At 72.5% G+C, this 15,750-nt stretch carries 17 protein-coding genes and 1 pseudogene; 8 read left to right on the plus strand and 10 right to left on the minus strand.

What is annotated here, in order from left to right; all coding sequences use genetic code 11:
• The coding region (locus OO48_RS23800; RefSeq protein WP_033219632.1) for a cbb3-type cytochrome c oxidase subunit I at positions 1-1,251 on the minus strand (1,251 nt) is incomplete at its 3' end.
• Complete coding sequence (ctaC, locus tag OO48_RS23805) at positions 1,248-2,108, minus strand: aa3-type cytochrome oxidase subunit II (RefSeq protein ID WP_033219633.1); 861 nt, start codon at positions 2,106-2,108, stop codon at positions 1,248-1,250. The genes OO48_RS23800 and ctaC, both read right to left, overlap by 4 nt.
• A gap of 362 nt (positions 2,109-2,470) precedes the next feature.
• Between ctaC and OO48_RS23810 the strand changes: the two genes are divergently transcribed.
• Entirely contained in the window at positions 2,471-3,850 is a 1,380-nt protein-coding gene (locus tag OO48_RS23810) for a cysteine desulfurase/sulfurtransferase TusA family protein (protein WP_033219634.1), read from the plus strand.
• Between the two features lie 19 nt (positions 3,851-3,869).
• Here OO48_RS23810 and OO48_RS23815 read toward each other — a convergent pair whose 3' ends face one another.
• The gene (locus tag OO48_RS23815; protein WP_033219637.1) at positions 3,870-4,847 is read right to left on the minus strand and encodes a carbohydrate kinase family protein; all 978 of its coding nucleotides are present in this window, start codon (positions 4,845-4,847) and stop codon (positions 3,870-3,872) included.
• 205 nt (positions 4,848-5,052) lie between these two features.
• On the opposite strand from OO48_RS23815, the gene OO48_RS23820 reads away from it, so the two are divergent.
• Together OO48_RS23820 and OO48_RS23825 are read left to right on the plus strand one after the other, a co-directional pair.
• Positions 5,053-5,271: a hypothetical protein gene (locus OO48_RS23820; RefSeq protein WP_033219639.1), complete on the plus strand. Its 219-nt coding sequence runs from the start codon at positions 5,053-5,055 to the stop codon at positions 5,269-5,271.
• Between the two features lie 85 nt (positions 5,272-5,356).
• The gene (locus OO48_RS23825; protein ID WP_033219640.1) at positions 5,357-5,974 is read left to right on the plus strand and encodes a hypothetical protein; all 618 of its coding nucleotides are present in this window, start codon (positions 5,357-5,359) and stop codon (positions 5,972-5,974) included.
• Between the two features lie 81 nt (positions 5,975-6,055).
• On the opposite strand, the gene erpA is transcribed toward OO48_RS23825, so the two are convergent.
• Entirely contained in the window at positions 6,056-6,409 is a 354-nt protein-coding gene (gene erpA / locus OO48_RS23830) for an iron-sulfur cluster insertion protein ErpA (RefSeq protein WP_033219641.1), read from the minus strand.
• Positions 6,410-6,614: 205 nt separating this feature from the next.
• On the opposite strand from erpA, the gene OO48_RS23835 reads away from it, so the two are divergent.
• Positions 6,615-7,496 carry a GNAT family N-acetyltransferase gene (locus tag OO48_RS23835; protein WP_033219642.1) on the plus strand — a complete coding sequence of 294 codons (882 nt, stop codon included), beginning with the start codon at positions 6,615-6,617 and terminating at the stop codon, positions 7,494-7,496.
• Positions 7,497-7,518: 22 nt separating this feature from the next.
• Here OO48_RS23835 and OO48_RS23840 read toward each other — a convergent pair whose 3' ends face one another.
• From OO48_RS23840 to OO48_RS23850, 3 genes are all read right to left on the minus strand, one after another.
• Positions 7,519-8,886, minus strand: coding sequence for a pyridoxal phosphate-dependent decarboxylase family protein (locus OO48_RS23840; RefSeq protein WP_106970397.1), 1,368 nt, complete (start codon positions 8,884-8,886; stop codon positions 7,519-7,521).
• 145 nt (positions 8,887-9,031) lie between these two features.
• Positions 9,032-9,493 (minus strand): Lrp/AsnC family transcriptional regulator, encoded by a 462-nt coding sequence (locus tag OO48_RS23845; protein WP_051732620.1) that lies wholly within the window; start codon positions 9,491-9,493, stop codon positions 9,032-9,034.
• 128 nt (positions 9,494-9,621) lie between these two features.
• Positions 9,622-10,548, minus strand: a complete 927-nt coding sequence (locus OO48_RS23850) for an NADP-dependent oxidoreductase (protein WP_033219646.1) — start codon at positions 10,546-10,548, stop codon at positions 9,622-9,624.
• A gap of 181 nt (positions 10,549-10,729) precedes the next feature.
• Here OO48_RS23850 and nadA point away from each other — a divergent pair, with 181 nt between their 5' ends.
• Positions 10,730-11,911 (plus strand): quinolinate synthase NadA, encoded by a 1,182-nt coding sequence (nadA, locus tag OO48_RS23855; protein WP_033219648.1) that lies wholly within the window; start codon positions 10,730-10,732, stop codon positions 11,909-11,911.
• Between the two features lie 93 nt (positions 11,912-12,004).
• On the opposite strand, the gene pspAA is transcribed toward nadA, so the two are convergent.
• Both pspAA and OO48_RS23865 read right to left on the minus strand, forming a co-directional pair.
• The gene (gene pspAA / locus OO48_RS23860; protein ID WP_033219650.1) at positions 12,005-12,298 is read right to left on the minus strand and encodes a PspA-associated protein PspAA; all 294 of its coding nucleotides are present in this window, start codon (positions 12,296-12,298) and stop codon (positions 12,005-12,007) included.
• 25 nt (positions 12,299-12,323) lie between these two features.
• The gene (locus OO48_RS23865; protein ID WP_081952326.1) at positions 12,324-13,115 is read right to left on the minus strand and encodes a PspA/IM30 family protein; all 792 of its coding nucleotides are present in this window, start codon (positions 13,113-13,115) and stop codon (positions 12,324-12,326) included.
• Positions 13,116-13,319: 204 nt separating this feature from the next.
• Here OO48_RS23865 and OO48_RS23870 point away from each other — a divergent pair, with 204 nt between their 5' ends.
• Together OO48_RS23870 and OO48_RS23875 are read left to right on the plus strand one after the other, a co-directional pair.
• On the plus strand, positions 13,320-13,922 hold the full coding sequence (locus OO48_RS23870) for a DUF3043 domain-containing protein (RefSeq protein WP_106970398.1): 603 nt from the start codon (positions 13,320-13,322) through the stop codon (positions 13,920-13,922).
• Between the two features lie 281 nt (positions 13,923-14,203).
• Positions 14,204-14,848, plus strand: coding sequence for a methyltransferase domain-containing protein (locus tag OO48_RS23875; protein ID WP_245194779.1), 645 nt, complete (start codon positions 14,204-14,206; stop codon positions 14,846-14,848).
• A 45-nt stretch (positions 14,849-14,893) separates the two neighbouring features.
• Here the strand turns inward: OO48_RS23875 and OO48_RS23880 are convergent, their stop codons facing one another.
• Positions 14,894-15,094, minus strand: a complete 201-nt coding sequence (locus OO48_RS23880) for a hypothetical protein (RefSeq protein ID WP_033219654.1) — start codon at positions 15,092-15,094, stop codon at positions 14,894-14,896.
• A gap of 94 nt (positions 15,095-15,188) precedes the next feature.
• On the opposite strand from OO48_RS23880, the pseudogene OO48_RS23885 reads away from it, so the two are divergent.
• Positions 15,189-15,746 (plus strand): annotated as a pseudogene (locus tag OO48_RS23885) (bifunctional adenosylcobinamide kinase/adenosylcobinamide-phosphate guanylyltransferase); the annotation flags it as partial.
• Positions 15,747-15,750 lie beyond the last annotated feature (4 nt).

Raw genomic sequence — 15,750 nt, forward strand, 5'->3', positions numbered from 1 at the left:
GAAGCCGGCGAACATCGCGAAGACGACGGTGCCGAACACCACGTAGTGGAAGTGCGCGACGACGAAGTACGAGTCCGAGACGTGGAAGTCGATCGGCGGGGAGGCGAGCAGGACGCCCGTCAGGCCGCCGAACAGGAAGGTGACCAGGAAGCCGACCGTCCAGAGCATCGGGGTCTCGAAGCTCAGCGAGCCCTTCCACATGGTGCCGACCCAGTTGAAGAACTTCACACCGGTCGGGACCGCGATCAGGAAGGTCATGAACGAGAAGAACGGCAGCAGCACCTGTCCGGTCACGTACATGTGGTGCGCCCACACCGTCACCGAGAGGCCGGCGATGGCGATGGTCGCGGCGATCAGGCCGGAGTAGCCGAACATCGGCTTGCGGCTGAACACCGGGATGATCTCGGAGACGATGCCGAAGAACGGCAGCGCGATGATGTACACCTCGGGGTGGCCGAAGAACCAGAACAGGTGCTGCCAGAGCAGCGCTCCGCCGTTCGTCGGGTCGAAGACGTGCGCCCCGAACTTGCGGTCCGCCTCCAGGGCGAACAGCGCGGCCGCGAGGACCGGGAAGGCCAGCAGGACCAGCACGGCGGTCAGCAGGACGTTCCAGACGAAGATCGACATCCGGAACATCGTCATGCCGGGCGCGCGCATGCAGATGATCGTGGTGATGAAGTTGACCGCGCCGAGGATGGTGCCGAAGCCGGAGAAGGCCAGACCCATGATCCACATGTCGGCGCCGATGCCCGGCGAGCGGACCGCGTCCGACAGCGGCGAGTAGGCGAACCAGCCGAAGTCGGCCGCGCCCTGCGGGGTCAGGAAGCCCGCCACCGCGATGATCGAGCCGAACAGGTACAGCCAGTAGGCGAACATGTTCAGTCGCGGGAAGGCGACGTCGGGGGCGCCGATCTGGAGCGGCATGATCCAGTTCGCGAAGCCGGCGAACAGCGGGGTGGCGAACATCAGCAGCATGATCGTGCCGTGCATGGTGAACGCCTGGTTGAACTGCTCGTTCGACAGGATCTGGGTGCCCGGGCGGGCCAGCTCGGCACGCATGACCAGGGCGAGCACGCCACCGATCAGGAAGAAGGCGAACGAGGTCGCCAGGTACATCGTGCCGATCGTCTTGTGGTCAGTGGTGGTCAGCCACTTGATGATCGCGTTGCCCGGCTTGCGCACCCGCGGAGTCCCCGAGGTGACGGCCCCGGCTCCCCCACCGGCCGCGGCGGGCTCGTTGAGGATGGTCACTTCTCTTCACTACTTCCCGTGGTGGGGAGGATGCCTGCGGGAACCGCACCGGCCTGGCCCTTGTCGCGGAGGTCCTTGAGGTGCTGCTGGTAGTCCGCGGCCGACACGACCTTCACGTTGAACAGCATGCGCGAGTGGTCGGCACCACAGAGCTCGGCGCACTTGCCGCGGTAGGTCCCGAGCGCGGTCGGGGTGACCTGGAACTCGTTCACCACGCCCGGCACGACGTCCATCTTCATCATGAAGTTGACGGGCCAGAAGTCGTGGATGACGTCGTTCGAGGTCAGTCGGAACTTCACGGTCTCGTTGATCGGCAGGTAGAGCGTCGGGGGCTCCTTGGTGCTGCCGACCTCGTACGCGGCGGTGGTGCTCGCCGGGTCCGGGATCTCGGAGTTCTCGTAGTTGAACGCCCAACTCCACTGGAAGCCCACCACGTTGATGGTGTGCTGGGGCTTCGCGTCGACCTTCGTCAGGGTGGCCTCGTCGCGGGCGACGAAGTAGAACAGCACCGAGACGATGACGAGGGGGACCGCGGTGTACAGCGCCTCGATGGGCACGTTGTACCGGGTCTGAGCGGGGACCTCCACCTTGGTGCGGCTGCGCCGGTGGAAGAACACGCTCCAGAGGATCAGACCCCACATCAGTGCGCCAACAACCAGAGCCGCGATCCACGAGCCCTGCCACATGTGAAGGACCAGCGGGCCTTCCTTGGTGACGGGGCTGGGGAGGCCAAGCCTGGGCAGGTCGTTGGCCGAGCAGCCGGTGGCGGTCGCGATGACGAGGCCCAGTGCCAGCGCCTGAGGCAGCTTCCGCCGCATCGTGCGCCGCGGCGAGCGGTCGGAGCCGTTGGGACTCACGTAGCGCCTTCCCGAAGTCTCGCCCGCGAACGCACCACCGGGAGGAGACCGTTGCGGGGTCTCCTCGGCGGTCCGGCCACGGGCACGGTTTGAATGCTTATGCGGGCCAAACGCTACTCCATCCTTATGCGGCACTCACGGGCAGCCCCCGGTAACGCGCCGCCCGGCTACCCGATCAGCCCCCGAGGGGTGAACCGCCCCCGCGGGGCGGACGGAGTCGCAGGTCATGGCGGACATCAGAGCCTCCCACGGCCGAACGGGCGACCGTACGGCGACACGCGGGTGACGGACCGTCGGCTCCCCGGCCGACCGGGAGGAATCACCCCGTAAGGGGCACCGTCCGCGTCGTCTACGGTGGCCCGGTGCCCTACTTCGACGCCGCCTCCACCGCCCCGCTGCACCCCGTCGCCCGGCAGGCCCTGCTCGCCGCCCTCGACGAGGGCTGGGCCGACCCCGCCCGGCTGCACCGCTCCGCCCGGCAGGCCCGGATGCTGCTGGACGCCGCCCGGGAGACCACGGCCGAGGCGCTCGGCGCCCGGCCCGACGAGGTCTCCTTCACCGCATCCGGCACCCAGGCCCTCCAGTTGGGCCTGCTCGGCGCCCTGCGCGGCCACCGCCGCCGGGGCGCCCACCTGGTGCACTCCGCGGTCGAGCACTCCGCCGTGCTGCACACCGCCGAGCGCTGGGAGGCCGACGGCAACGCCGTCACCTCCGTCCCGGTCGACCGCCACGGCCTGGTGTCCGCCGAGGAGTTCGCCGCCGCGCTGCGCCCCGACACCGCGCTCGCCGTGCTGCAGTCCGCCAACCACGAGGTCGGCACCCTGCAGCCGGTCACCGAGACCGCCGCGCTGCTCGGCGACGTCCCGCTGCTGGTCGACGCCGCGCAGAGCGCCGGACGCCTGCCCGTCCCGGTCGGCTGGTCGGTGCTGGCCGCCAGCGCCCACAAGTGGGGCGGCCCGGCCGGCGTCGGGGTGCTCGCCGTCCGCAAGGGCGTCCGGTACTCCTCGCCGCTGCCCGCCGACGACCGCGAGGGCGGCCGGGTGCCCGGCTTCCCCAACGTCCCGGCGATCGTCGCCGCCGCGGCCTCGCTGCGCGCCGTCCGGGCCGAGGCCGAGGCCGAGAACGCCCGCCTGCGCGAACTCGTCGACCTGATCCGCCACCGCGTCCCGGAGTCGGTCCCCGCCGTCGAGGTGGTCGGCCACCCCGAGCGGCGGCTCCCGCACCTGGTGACCTTCTCCTGCCTCTACGTGGACGGCGAGGTGCTGCTCACCGAGCTCGACCGGGCCGGCTTCGCGGTCAGCTCCGGCTCCTCCTGCACCTCCAGCACCCTGGCGCCCAGCCACGTGCTGGCCGCGATGGGCGTCCTCACCGAGGGCAACCTGCGCGTCTCACTGCCCGCCGGCACCACCCGCGCCGAGGTCGACGCCTTCCTCGACGTCCTCCCCCGGGTCGTCGCCGACGTCCGCGCCCCGCTCGGCCTCGACCTCCCGGCGACCGGCTCCGCCGGGGCGCTGGTCCTCGACACCCTCGGCAAGCGCTGCCCGATCCCGGTCATCGAGCTCGCCAAGCACATCGGCGAGGTCGCCCCCGGCGGCCTCGTCGCCGTCCTCTCCGACGACGAGGCGGCCCGCCACGACATCCCCGCCTGGTGCGGGATGTGCGGCCACACCTACACCGGCGAGGCCCCCGCCACGGAGTACGGGGGCACCCGCGGCACGGCGTACCTGGTGCGGAGGTCGTGAGACCTCAGGGGCCCGCCGTTCAGGGAGCGATCCGGGTGCTGATCTCCTTGGCCGCCCCGGCGCCGTAGGCCGCCTCGAAGCGCTCCAGGAAGTGGCCGCCGCGCAGCTCGTACTCCTGGGTGCCGACGGTCTCGATGACCAGGGTGGCGAGCATGCAGCCGATCTGGGCGGCCCGCTCCAGGCCGAGGTCCCAGGAGAGGCCGGCCAGGAAGCCGGCCCGGAAGGCGTCGCCGACGCCGGTCGGGTCGGCCTTGTGCTCCTCGGCGGGGCAGCCGACGACGATGTCCGGCTCGCCGCGGCGCTGGATCCGCACGCCCTTGGGGCCCAGGGTGGTGACGCGGGTGCCGACGCGCTCCAGGATCTCGTCCGAGGTCCAGCCGGTCTTGGACTCGATCAGCGCGGCCTCGTACTCGTTGGTGAAGAGGTAGGCCGCGCCGTCGACGATCTCCCGGATGTCGTCGCCCTCCAGGCGGGCGAGCTGCTGGGAGGGGTCGGCGGCGAAGGCGTAACCGCGGGTGCGGCACTCCTGGGTGTGCCGCACCATCGCGGCGGGGTCGTCGGCGCCGATCAGGACCAGGTCGAGGCCGCCGACCCGGTCGGCGATCGGCTGGAGCTCGATGTTGCGGGCCTCGGTCATCGCGCCGGTGTAGAAGGACGCGATCTGGTTGTGGTCCTGGTCGGTGGTGCACATGAAGCGGGCGGTGTGCCGGGTCTCCGAGATGTGCACGGAGTCGGTGTCGACGCCGTGCCGGTCGAGCCAGCTGCGGTACTCGGCGAAGTCGCCGCCGGCCGCGCCAACCAGGATCGGGTTCAGGCCCAGGACGCCCATGCCGAAGGCGATGTTGGGGCCGACCCCGCCGCGGCGGATGTCCAGGGTGTCGACCAGGAAGGACAGCGACACCGTGTGCAGCTGCTCGGGCACCAGCTGGTCGGAGAAGCGTCCGGGGAAGGTCGTGAGGTGGTCGGTGGCGATCGAGCCGGCGACGGCGATGCGCACGGGGTCTCCTCTGGCGGCCCGGCGGTGGCCGGAGCTTGGGGGCAGCAACGCGCCTACGGTACCCGGACCGACCGGGTGCTACCGATCGGTAAGGCTGTCTTCCGGACGCGCGGCGGCCTAGGGTCGCCAGTACGGGGGCCGGACGCGGCCCCCGTCCAGTCCGCGGCGCCGTGGCCGCGGCACAGCGATCGGAGCTGGGTAGCGCATGGTGATCGATCACTCCTCCGGACGGGCGGCGGGCCGCCGCACCGAGGACCCCGAGACCGAGACGCTGGCCGAACTGCTGGATTCCTCCCGCCGATTGGGCCGGTTCTGGCCGGTCTTCGGGCCGCTTCCGGCGGTCTCCGCTCCGGCGGCGCCGGTCGTCCGGGTGCCGGTGGCGGCGCGCCGGGTGGTGGCGGGCATGCCGGAGTACGGCGGGTAGCGGCGGAACCGGTTTCCTCCGGGGCACGTCAAATCGGCGCGATGCCGCCCACGGCACCGCACGACCCTCGGGAGGAACGCAGATCATGGACGACAGCACCGCAGCCGTCTCCGCCAAGACCCGGCACGCGCGCCGGGCGGCCGCCGCGCTGGCCGGCGCGGCCCTCGCGGCCGGCCTGCTGACCGCGTGCGGCAGCTCGGGCCCGCCCACCTCCGCCACCGGCTCGCCGAGCACGACCGCGAGCCCCGCCCCGGGCAGCCCCGCCGCCTCGCCGTCCGCCAGCCCCTCGCCGTCCCCCTCGCAGCCGGCCGCGTCGGACCCGGCCGCGAGCGCGAGCCCGCAGCCCTCGGCGGCGCAGCCGACCACGCCCGGGATAGCCGTCGGGGAGCGCCCGCCGACGGCGGTGAAGATCCCGGCGTCCGGGTACCGGCAGGACGGGCCGACCCGGCTGACGGTGTTCTTCACCGCCGGGATCTGCGACAAGTACGGGGTGCGGGTCGAGGAGGACACCCCGCCGGTGGTCAAGCTGCGGGTGGTGATCACCCAGACCGCGGAGCCGGGCAAGGCGTGCCCGCAGGTGATGAAGGAGCAGCAGGCGAGCGTCACGCTGTCGAAGCCGATGACCGGCGGCGGCGTGGTGGACACCGCGACGGACGAGCAGCTGCCGGTGCAGAGCGGTACGGCCGGGGGCGACCCCCGCTAGGACTCGGGCGAACGCCGCGAGGGCGGCTCCCCCGTGCTGGGGGAGCCGCCCTCGGCGTGCCGGGCCTCGGAGAGGCGGGGCTCAGCTGAACGAGTCGCCGCAGGCGCAGGAGCCGGTGGCGTTCGGGTTGTCGATCGTGAAGCCCTGCTTCTCGATGGTGTCCACGAAGTCGACGGTGGCGCCGCCCAGGTAGGGGGCGCTCATCCGGTCGGTGACGACCTTGACACCGTTGAAGTCCTTGACGACGTCGCCGTCCAGCGAACGCTCGTCGAAGAACAGCTGGTAGCGCAGGCCCGAGCAGCCGCCGGGCTGCACGGCGACGCGCAGCGAGAGGTCGTCGCGGCCTTCCTGCTCCAGCAGGCCCTTGACCTTGGCCGCGGCGGCATCGGTGAGGAGAATGCCACTCTCGACGGTGGTCTCGTCCTGGACGGTCATGCTTACTCCCGGTCTGTGACGACGGTGATCCGCCAGTGCCAACCAGCGGCCCCCCGGATTCATTTCCGGGAGGTGGTGCGTTCGGGGGACTTTTTTCGTCGCCCACTCCCCCACGTACCCATGCTCGCACACCCGGCGGGGCGGGTCACCGTCCACTTCGGCAAAGCGCTACCGCCCGCGCACCGGGCGCAGCAGGATGTGACGGGTGATCATTCGTCAGCTCAGGGACACCGCAGAGGACGCCGAGGCCGTCGACCGGATCGCCCGGGCGGCCTTCCGCGACCTGGACAGCCGGCCGCCGGACGACCCGGACACCCCGGCGGACGTGCGCCGCCGGATCCGCGGCACGGCCCGCACCCGGCACCTGGCGGCCACCGACCCGCAGGGGTGCTGGATCGCCGAGCAGGGCGGTGAGGCGGTGGGGGCGGCGCTGTCGCTGCGCCGCGAGGGGGTGTGGGTGCTGGCGCTGTTCGTGGTGCTGCCCGCCGCGCAGGGGCAGGGGGTGGGCCGGCTGCTGCTGGAGCGGGCCACCGCGTACGGGCGCGGCTGCCTGCGCGGCATGCTCTGCGCCTCGCCGGCGCCGGCGGCGGCGAGGCGCTACCGGCGGGCCGGGTTCACGCTCCACCCGGCGATGCGGCTGACCGGGCGGGTGGACCGGGAGCGGCTGCTGGACCCGGGCGAGATCCCGGTGCACGCGGGCAACTCGACGCACCTGCACCTGCTGGACTCGGTGGACCGCCGGGTGCGGGGGGCGGCGCACGGCCCGGACCACCCGTTCATGCTGGCGCACTTCGAGGAACTGCTGGTCGCGGACACCCTGGCCGGGACGGGCTACTGCTACCGGGACGGCGGCGAGGTCCAGTTGGTCGCGGCGACCTCCAAGCGGATCGCCGTCCGGCTGCTGCGCGAGGCGCTGGCCCGCGTCCCGGTCGGGACGGAGGCGAACGTCTCCTTCCTGACCGCCGAGCAGGAGTGGGCGGTGGACGTCGGCCTCGACCTGGGGCTGTCACTGTCCACCCGCGGCTACCTCGGTCTGCGCGGCATGCGCCCGCCGGTGCCATACGTCCCCAACGGGGGGTACCTGTAGGGAGAGCCCGGCAGGGGCTCCCCTACCGCATCGTGTCGAGGATCTCCCGGACCATCTCCATCGTCGTGCCCGGGTGCAGGAAGGCGAAGCGGGCCACGGTCTCGCCGTCCCAGCCGGTGGGGGTGACGAAGCCGACCTGGTCGGCGAGGAGCTGCCGGGACCAGCGGTAGTAGTCGTCGTGGGTCCAGCCCTTGCGGCGGAAGCAGACGGCGGAGAGCTGCGGGTCGTGGAGGAGTTCGAGGTGGTCGGTGTCGCGGATGAGCCGCGCGGTGGCGCGGGCCAGGCTCAGGCCGGCCTCGATGGCGTCGGTGTAGGCCTGGACGCCGTGGACGGCGAGGGAGAACCAGAGCGGGAGGCCGCGGGCGCGGCGGGTGAGGTGGTAGGCGTAGTCGGTGGGGTTCCACTCGTCGCCCTCGGTGTGCAGGACGTCGAGGTAGGAGGCGTCCTGGGTGTGGACGGCGCGGGCCAGGCGCGGTTCGCGGTAGAGCAGGGCGGCGCAGTCGAACGGGGCGAACAGCCACTTGTGCGGGTCGACGACGAAGCTGTCGGCGTGCTCGATGCCGTTGTAGCGCTCGCGGACGGAGGGGGCGAAGAGGCCGGCGCCGCCGTACGCGCCGTCGACGTGGAACCAGAGGTCGTGCTCGCGGGCGACCTCGGCGATGCCGGCGAGGTCGTCGACGATGCCCTCGTTGGTGGTGCCGGCGGTGCCGACGACGGCGATGACGGTCTCGGGGTGCGGGTCGGCGGCCAGGGCGGCGCGCAGGGCGGGGCCGGTGAGGCGGCGGTCGACGGCGGGGACGGGGAAGGCTTCGACGCCGATGATGTTGAAGGTGTTCTTGACCGAGGAGTGCACCTGGTCGGCGACGGCGATCCGCAGCCGGGCCCCGGGGCCGGCCCCCAGCCGGCGCCTCGCGGTGTCGCGGGCGACGACCAGCGCGGAGAGGTTGCCGGCCGAGCCGCCGGAGACGAAGGTGCCGCCGGCGCTCGCGGGCAGGCCGGCCCGGTCCGCTATCAGGCGCAGGACCTGGTTCTCGGCGGCGATCGCGCCGGCCGCCTCCAGCCAGGAGATGCCCTGCAGGGAGGCGCAGGAGACGACCATGTCGAAGAGCAGGGCGGCCTTGGTGGGGGCGCAGGGGATGAAGGAGAGGTAGCGCGGGCTGTCGGCGGAGATGACGGCGCGGGAGAGCTCGTGGTCGTAGAGCTTGAGCACGTCGGCGGGGTGGTTGCCGTGGTCGTTGAGCAGCCCGGCGAGGGCCTCGCGCAGGTGGGTGCCGTCGCCGGGGTGGTCGAGCGGGACGGGGTCGTACTGCAGCCGCTCGCGCATGTAGTCGAAGACGAGGTCGACCAGCTGGTTGTCCGGCTTGTGCATGCGGTCGGGGGCTGCGTACACGGGTGTCCTCTTCGCTGCGGGCGGTGCTGGGGTCATGATCAGCGTAGGCAGCGGGGGTGGGCGGGCGCGCGTCGGAACGGGGCTGTCCGGGGCCGGTTTCCTGCGTGTTCGGGCGGGGGCGCGCAGGAAAGCTGCGCCGGGTGGGTCACAGGAGCTGGGAGAGGACCACGGAGGAGCGGCTGCGCTGGACGCCGGGCTCCTTGCGGATGCGCTCGATGACGGCTTCCAGGTGGCGGGTGTCGGCGGCGCGCAGGTGGACCAGGGCGTCGGGGTCGCCGGTGACCGTCCAGGCGGCGGCGACCTCGGGGAACTGGCGCAGGGTGGCGAGCAGTTCCTCGGGCGAGGTGCGGGGGCGGCAGTAGACCTCGACGAAGGCCTCGGTGCGCCAGCCGAGCAGGTCGGGGTCGAGGACGACGGTGAAGCCGCGGACCACGCCGCGCGCCCGCAGCCGGTCGATCCGGCGGCGGACGGCGGTGGCGGAGAGGTTGGTGAGCAGTCCGATCTCGGCGTAGGAGGCGCGGCCGTCGCGGCTGAGGTGTTCGAGCAGCAGGCGGTCGGTGTCGTCGAGCGCCTGCCGGCCGGGCTCGGGCGGCCGGGGGATGCTCATGCGCGCCCCTTGACGATGTGCTCGCTGCGCTCGCTCATGGCGGGGCTCCACGGGTGGTGCGGGTGAGGGTGGTGAGCCGTGGTGGCACGGCTCGGCGGGCCCCATTCTCGCGGACGGTCGGAGTCCGGTCAGTCCACCAGCAGGACGATCTTGCCGCGGGTGCGGCCCTCGGCGTTGAGGGCCTGGGCGGAGGCGGCCTGGCTGAGCGGGAAGGTGGAGGCGACGGGGACGGTGAGCAGGCCCTCGTCGGCAAGCCGGGCGACGGCGGCGAGGTCCTCGGGGTCGGGGCGGGTGAAGACGTAGCGGCCGCCGCGGGCGGTGACGGTGTAGTCGACCACGGAGGCGATCCGGGTCGGGTCCTTGAGCAGGCCGGTCGAGGTCTCGACGGCGTCGCCGCCGATCAGGTCGAGCGCGGCGTCGACGCCGTCGGGGGCCAGCGCGCGGACGCGTTCGGCGAGGCCGGGGCCGTACTGGACGGGTTCGACGCCCAGGCCGCGCAGGAAGGTGTGGTTGTGCTCTCCGGCGGTGCCGATGACCCGGGCGCCGAGGGCGGTGGCGACCTGGCAGGCGATCGAGCCGACGCCGCCGGCCGCGGCGTGGATCAGGACGGTCTCGCCGCGGCGCAGCCCGAGCGCGCCGACCAGGGCCTGCTGGGCGGTGAGCCCGGCGGTGGGCAGTCCTCCCGCCTCGGCCCAGTCGAGGGAGGCGGGCTTGCGGGCCAGGGTGCGGACGGGGGCGGCGACGAGTTCGGCGTAGGTGCCGCTCTCGATGACGTCCTTGCGGACGTAGCCGATCACCTCGTCGCCGGGGGCGTACTCGGTGACCGCGCCGCCGACGGCCTGGACGACGCCGGCCAGGTCGAAGCCCATGATCAGGGGGAAGTGCGCGTCGAGGACGCCGTCGAGGTGCCCCTCGCGGATCTTCCAGTCGACGGGGTTGACGCCGACCGCGCGGGTGCGGACGAGTACGGTGTCGGGGCCGACCTTCGGGTCGGGGAGCTCGGTGTACTCGACCACGTCGGGGCCGCCGTAGCGGTTGATCGCGATTGCCTTCATGGCCCCAGCCAACCGGACGGCACGGCGCGTCCTCGCGTCGGAAGCCTCCATCCCGGTGAGCGGTTCTCGTCACATCGACGAATCGGCCATCGTCAGGGTGACGACAACCGGTTATCATAGATAACGTCAGATAGACGAGAAGGCTGGTGTCAATCCGGCCGCACCAGGAGGGCAGCCGCCCGTGACCACCACCACCGAGACGTACGGCGTCGATCCCACTCCCTCGCCGCTCGCCCTGCTGCTGCTCGGCCGGGAGGCCGACCCGAACAGCGAGCGCGGCGTGGAGTGCCCCGGCGACCTGCCCGCCGCCTCCGACCCCGACCTGGTGGCGCGCGCCCGCGCCGCGAAGGAGAAGCTCGGCGACCGGGTCTTCATCCTGGGCCACCACTACCAGCGCGACGAGGTCATCGAGTTCGCCGACGTCACCGGCGACTCCTTCAAGCTCGCCCGGGACGCGGCGGCCCGCCCGGAGGCCGAGTACATCGTGTTCTGCGGCGTGCATTTCATGGCCGAGTCCGCGGACATCCTCACCTCCGAGCGCCAGCGGGTCGTCCTGCCGGACCTGGCGGCCGGCTGCTCGATGGCCGACATGGCCACCGCCGAGCAGGTCGCCGAGTGCTGGGACGTGCTGACCGAGGCGGGCGTCGCGGACACCACCGTGCCGGTGTCGTACATGAACTCCTCGGCCGACATCAAGGCGTTCACCGGCAAGCACGGCGGCACCATCTGCACCTCCTCCAACGCGAAGCGGGCCCTGGAGTGGGCCTTCGAGCAGGGGCAGAAGGTGCTGTTCCTGCCCGACCAGCACCTGGGGCGCAACACCGCCGTGCTGGAGATGGGCATCTCCCTGGACGAGTGCGTGCTCTACAACCCGCACAAGCCGAACGGCGGCCTGACCGCCGAGCAGCTGCGGAACGCGAAGATGATCCTGTGGCGCGGTCACTGCTCGGTGCACGGCCGCTTCAGCGTGGAGTCGGTGAACGAGGTCCGCGAGCGGATCCCGGGCGTGACCGTGCTGGTCCACCCGGAGTGCAAGCACGAGGTGGTCACCGCCGCCGACATGGTGGGCTCGACCGAGTACATCATCAGGGCGCTGGACGCCGCCGAGCCCGGCTCGAAGTGGGCGATCGGCACCGAGCTGAACCTGGTGCGCCGGCTGGCCAAGGCACACCCGGACAAGGAGGTCGTCTTCCTCGACCGCACCGTGTGCTTCTGCTCGACCATGAACCGGATCGACCTGCCGCACCTGGTGTGGGCGCTGGAGTCGCTGGTGGAGGGCCGGGTGCCGAACGTGATCACGGTGGACGCCGAGACCGAGAAGCACGCCAAGGCCGCGCTGGACCGGATGCTGGCCCTGCCGTAGCGCTCCCCCCGCGGCGCGCGGGGAGCCCGCGGGCACAAGAAGGCGGGCACCCCACCGGGGGTGCCCGCCTTCTCGTCACGTGTGGCGCCCGAACTACTCCGGAAGGCCGGGGATCAGGCCGTCGCCCTCGTCCCGCAGCAGCTCGCGGACCTGCTCCAGGGACGCCTCGGCGTCCGGCAGGATCAGGTCCGACGGCTCCAGCGACTCCGGCGGAAGCGGTGTGCCGACCTCGCGGACGGCGGCGAGCAGACTGCCCAGCGCCGCCTTGAAGGCCGCCTCGTCGCCCGCCTCGACGGCCTGGAGCAGCTCGTCGTCCAGCTGGTTCAGCCGGTTCAGGTCACCCTCGGCGACCTCGAACTGCCCCTCACCCAAGACCCGCATGATCATGCTGGTGCGTCTCCCTGACTCCGGCTTACTTCTGGTAGTTGATGGTGGGCGGCGGCGGGGTGTCGTCCTTGCCCTGCTCGATCGCCTGCGGCTGGGAGGCGGGGGTGCCACCGGTCAGCTCGGCCTTCATCCGGGCCAGCTCCAGCTCGACGTCGCTGCCGCCGGCCACCCGCTCCAGCTCGGCCTCGATGTCGTCCTTGCGGCCGAGGCCGCTGGCGTCGTCGAGCGCGCCGGAGGCCAGCAGCTCGTCGATCGCGCCCGCGCGGGCCTGCATCTGCGCGGTCTTGTCCTCCGCGCGCTGGATCGCCAGGCCGACGTCGCCCATCTCCTCGGAGATGCCGGAGAAGGACTCGGCGATCCGGGTCTGCGCCTGGGCGGCGGTGTAGGTGGCCTTGATGGTCTCCTTCTTGGTGCGGAAGGCGTCCACCTTGGCCTGCAGGCGCTGGGAGGCGAGCGTGAGCTTCTCCTCCTCGGCCTGCAGGGCCTGGTACTGCGTCTCCAGGTCGGTGATCTGGGACTGCAGGTTGGCCTTGCGGCTGAGCGCCTCGCGGGCCAGGTCCTCGCGGCCGAGGGACAGCGCCTTGCGGCCCTGGTCCTCGTACTTGGAGGACTGCTGCTGCAGCTGGGTCAGCTGGAGCTCCAGGCGCTTGCGGGAGGTGGCCACGTCGGCGACGCCCCTGCGCACCTTCTGCAGCAGTTCCAGCTGCTTCTGGTAGGAGTAGTCGAGCGTTTCGCGCGGGTCCTCCGCCCGGTCCAAGGCCTTGTTCGCCTTGGAGCGGAAGATCAGCCCCATACGCTTCATGATTCCGTCGCTCATGGGCCTCGATAGCCCCCTTCTTCGGGCCTGGGTTTGCGTCTCGTGACAGGTCGAGTGTATGCGCGGTACGGCCACCGGCGCAGTGCACCAGCCTGCAACAATGCTGCTACAGCAAGCGGGCGTTCGGCATCGTCCTCACGATCGATATCGCTTCGCGTCCGGGGCAGGGCCGGAAAGGCGCCGGTCAACCCGTACGCTGGGAGTGTGTTTCGACGCCGCTCTGATGAATCCGCCGCCTCCGCCTCCACCGTCACCCTGACGAAGGAGGACGAGAAGCCGTCCCGCGACCCCCAGGCTCCCAAGGGTCGGCCCACTCCCAAGCGCAGTGAGGCCGAGGCCAACCGGAAGACCCGGGTCACCGTCCCCAAGGACCGCAAGGAGGCCGCCAAGCAGGCGCGCCAGCGGATCCGGGTGGAGCGCGAGAAGCAGCGCACCGCGCTGCTGGAGGGCGACGAGCGCGCCCTGCCGCCGCGCGACAAGGGGCCGGTGCGGCGCTACGTCCGCGACTACATCGACTCCCGCTGGGCCGCGGCCGAGTTCTTCCTGCCGTACGCCGTCGTGGTGCTGGTGCTCAGCATCACCAAGGTCAACTACCTGCAGCTGCTCTCCACGCTGCTGTTCATGGTCTTCTTCGTGGTGGTCATCCTGGACTTCGTCCGGATCGGCTTCCAGCTGCGCAAGGGCCTGGCCCAGCGCTTCCCCGGCCAGGACACCCGCGGCGCGGTGATGTACGGCCTGATGCGCACCCTGCAGATGCGCCGGCTGCGGCTGCCCAAGCCGATGGTCAAGCGGGGCGAGCGGCCCTGACCGCGGAAGCCGTTCCGCCGTACTGGGCCCCGCCGGCGCAGCAGCCGGTCGGGGCCTTCGGCGCATCCGGCATCCCCGCGCAGCACGGCTACGCGTACGGGTACGGGTACGGGTACGGGCACCCGCAGGGCCGGCACGGGCGGCTGCCGGCCCGTGGCGGGCCGTACCACAGCGGGGCCGGCGAGTGGCTGGAACGGCACGGCGGGCTGCACAACCTGGTCCGCCAGGAGCTGGTCACCCGGCAGCTGGCCGAGCAGCTGACCCGCGGCGTCGCGCTGCGGGTGCTGGACGTCGGCTGCGCCGAGGGCGTGCAGGCGATGCGGCTGGCCCGGGCCGGCCACTTCGTCACCGGCATCGACCCCGACCCGGCCACCCTGGGCGTCGCGCACCAGGCGCTGGCCGCCGAACCGCCGGAGGTCCGCGAGCGCGTCCAGCTGCTCACCGGCGACGGCCACCAGGTCGGCCGCTGGTTCGGGCCGCGCAGCTTCGACCTGGTGCTCTGCCACGGCACCCTGATGTACCTGCCGGACCCGGAGCCGATGCTCGCCTCGGTGGCGCGCATCCTGGCCCCCGGCGGCCTGCTCTCGCTGCTGGTCCGCAACGGCGACGCGCTGGCCATGCGGGCCGGGCTGACGGGCGACTGGCGGGCCTGCCAGGAGGCCTTCGACTCCACCCGCTACACCAACCGGCTCGGCCTGCCCGCCCGCGCCGACCGCCTCGCCGAGCTCTCCGGCACGCTGGCCGGCTTCGCCGTCCCGGTCCGCCACTGGTACGGCGTGCGGGTCTTCACCGACACCATGCCGGACGAGGCCGCCCCGGTCGACGGGCGGCAGCTCGCCCAGCTGCTGGACGCCGAGGAGCGGGCCGGCAAGCAGGACCCCTACCGGCGCGTCGCCGCGCTGCTGCACGTCGTCGCCGAGAAGTGACGTGACGCCGGGGCGCGGGAGCGGCGCCGGGGCGGGGCGGCGGGCTCAGGCCTCGTGCAGGCTCATCGGGTAGACGTCCCGCCCGTCCTCGACCAGGACGACCCGGTCCACCCCGTCCTCCAGCAGCGTCTTCCACTCCTCGCCGATCCAGGACTCGGCGTCGCCCTGGCTGGAGAACTCCTCGGCGCCGTTCGCCGGCTCCACCACGGTGCCGTCGCTCTTCTCGTACCGCCAGGTCCACACCATGCCGGGCTCCTCCGCGAGTCGTGCCACTGGGTTGTGACGGTAGCGTGCCCACCCGGCCGGGGGGCGAAGCTCCGTCCGGCAGGATGATCGCATGGCACTCCCCCGCACCCTCCTCCTCGGCGGCGCCCGCTCCGGCAAGTCCACCCGGGCCGAGCTGCTGCTCGCCGACCGCCCCGACGTGCTGTACGTGGCCACCTCCGGCACCCGGGACGGCGACGCCGACTGGGCCCGCCGGGTCGACCTGCACCGGGCCCGGCGGCCGGCCTCCTGGCGGACCGCCGAGACCTGCGCGCTGGAGGAGGTGCTGGCGGACGGCTCCGACCCCGCCCCGGTGCTGATCGACTGCCTGGCGTTGTGGCTGACCGCCGTCATGGACGAGTGCGGGGCCTGGGACGACGGGGTCTGGCTGGGCGGCGGGCAGGAGGCGGTCGAGGAGCGCTGCGCGGCGCTGGCCGCCGCCTGGGCCGGGACGCGGCGGGAGGCGGTCGCGGTCTCCAACGAGGTCGGCATGGGCGTCGTCCCCGCCACCGCGGCCGGGCGGCGCTTCCGGGACACCCTCGGGCGGCTCAACATGGCGGTGGCCGACGCCTCCGAGCAGGTGCTGCTGGTGGTGGCCGGGCAGGTGCTGACCGTCAAAGGGGCGGCCGTGTAGATTG

The sequence above is a fragment of the Kitasatospora phosalacinea genome, from assembly GCF_000716545.1.
In the GTDB taxonomy this organism is placed as follows: Bacteria; Actinomycetota; Actinomycetes; order Streptomycetales; family Streptomycetaceae; genus Kitasatospora; species Kitasatospora phosalacinea.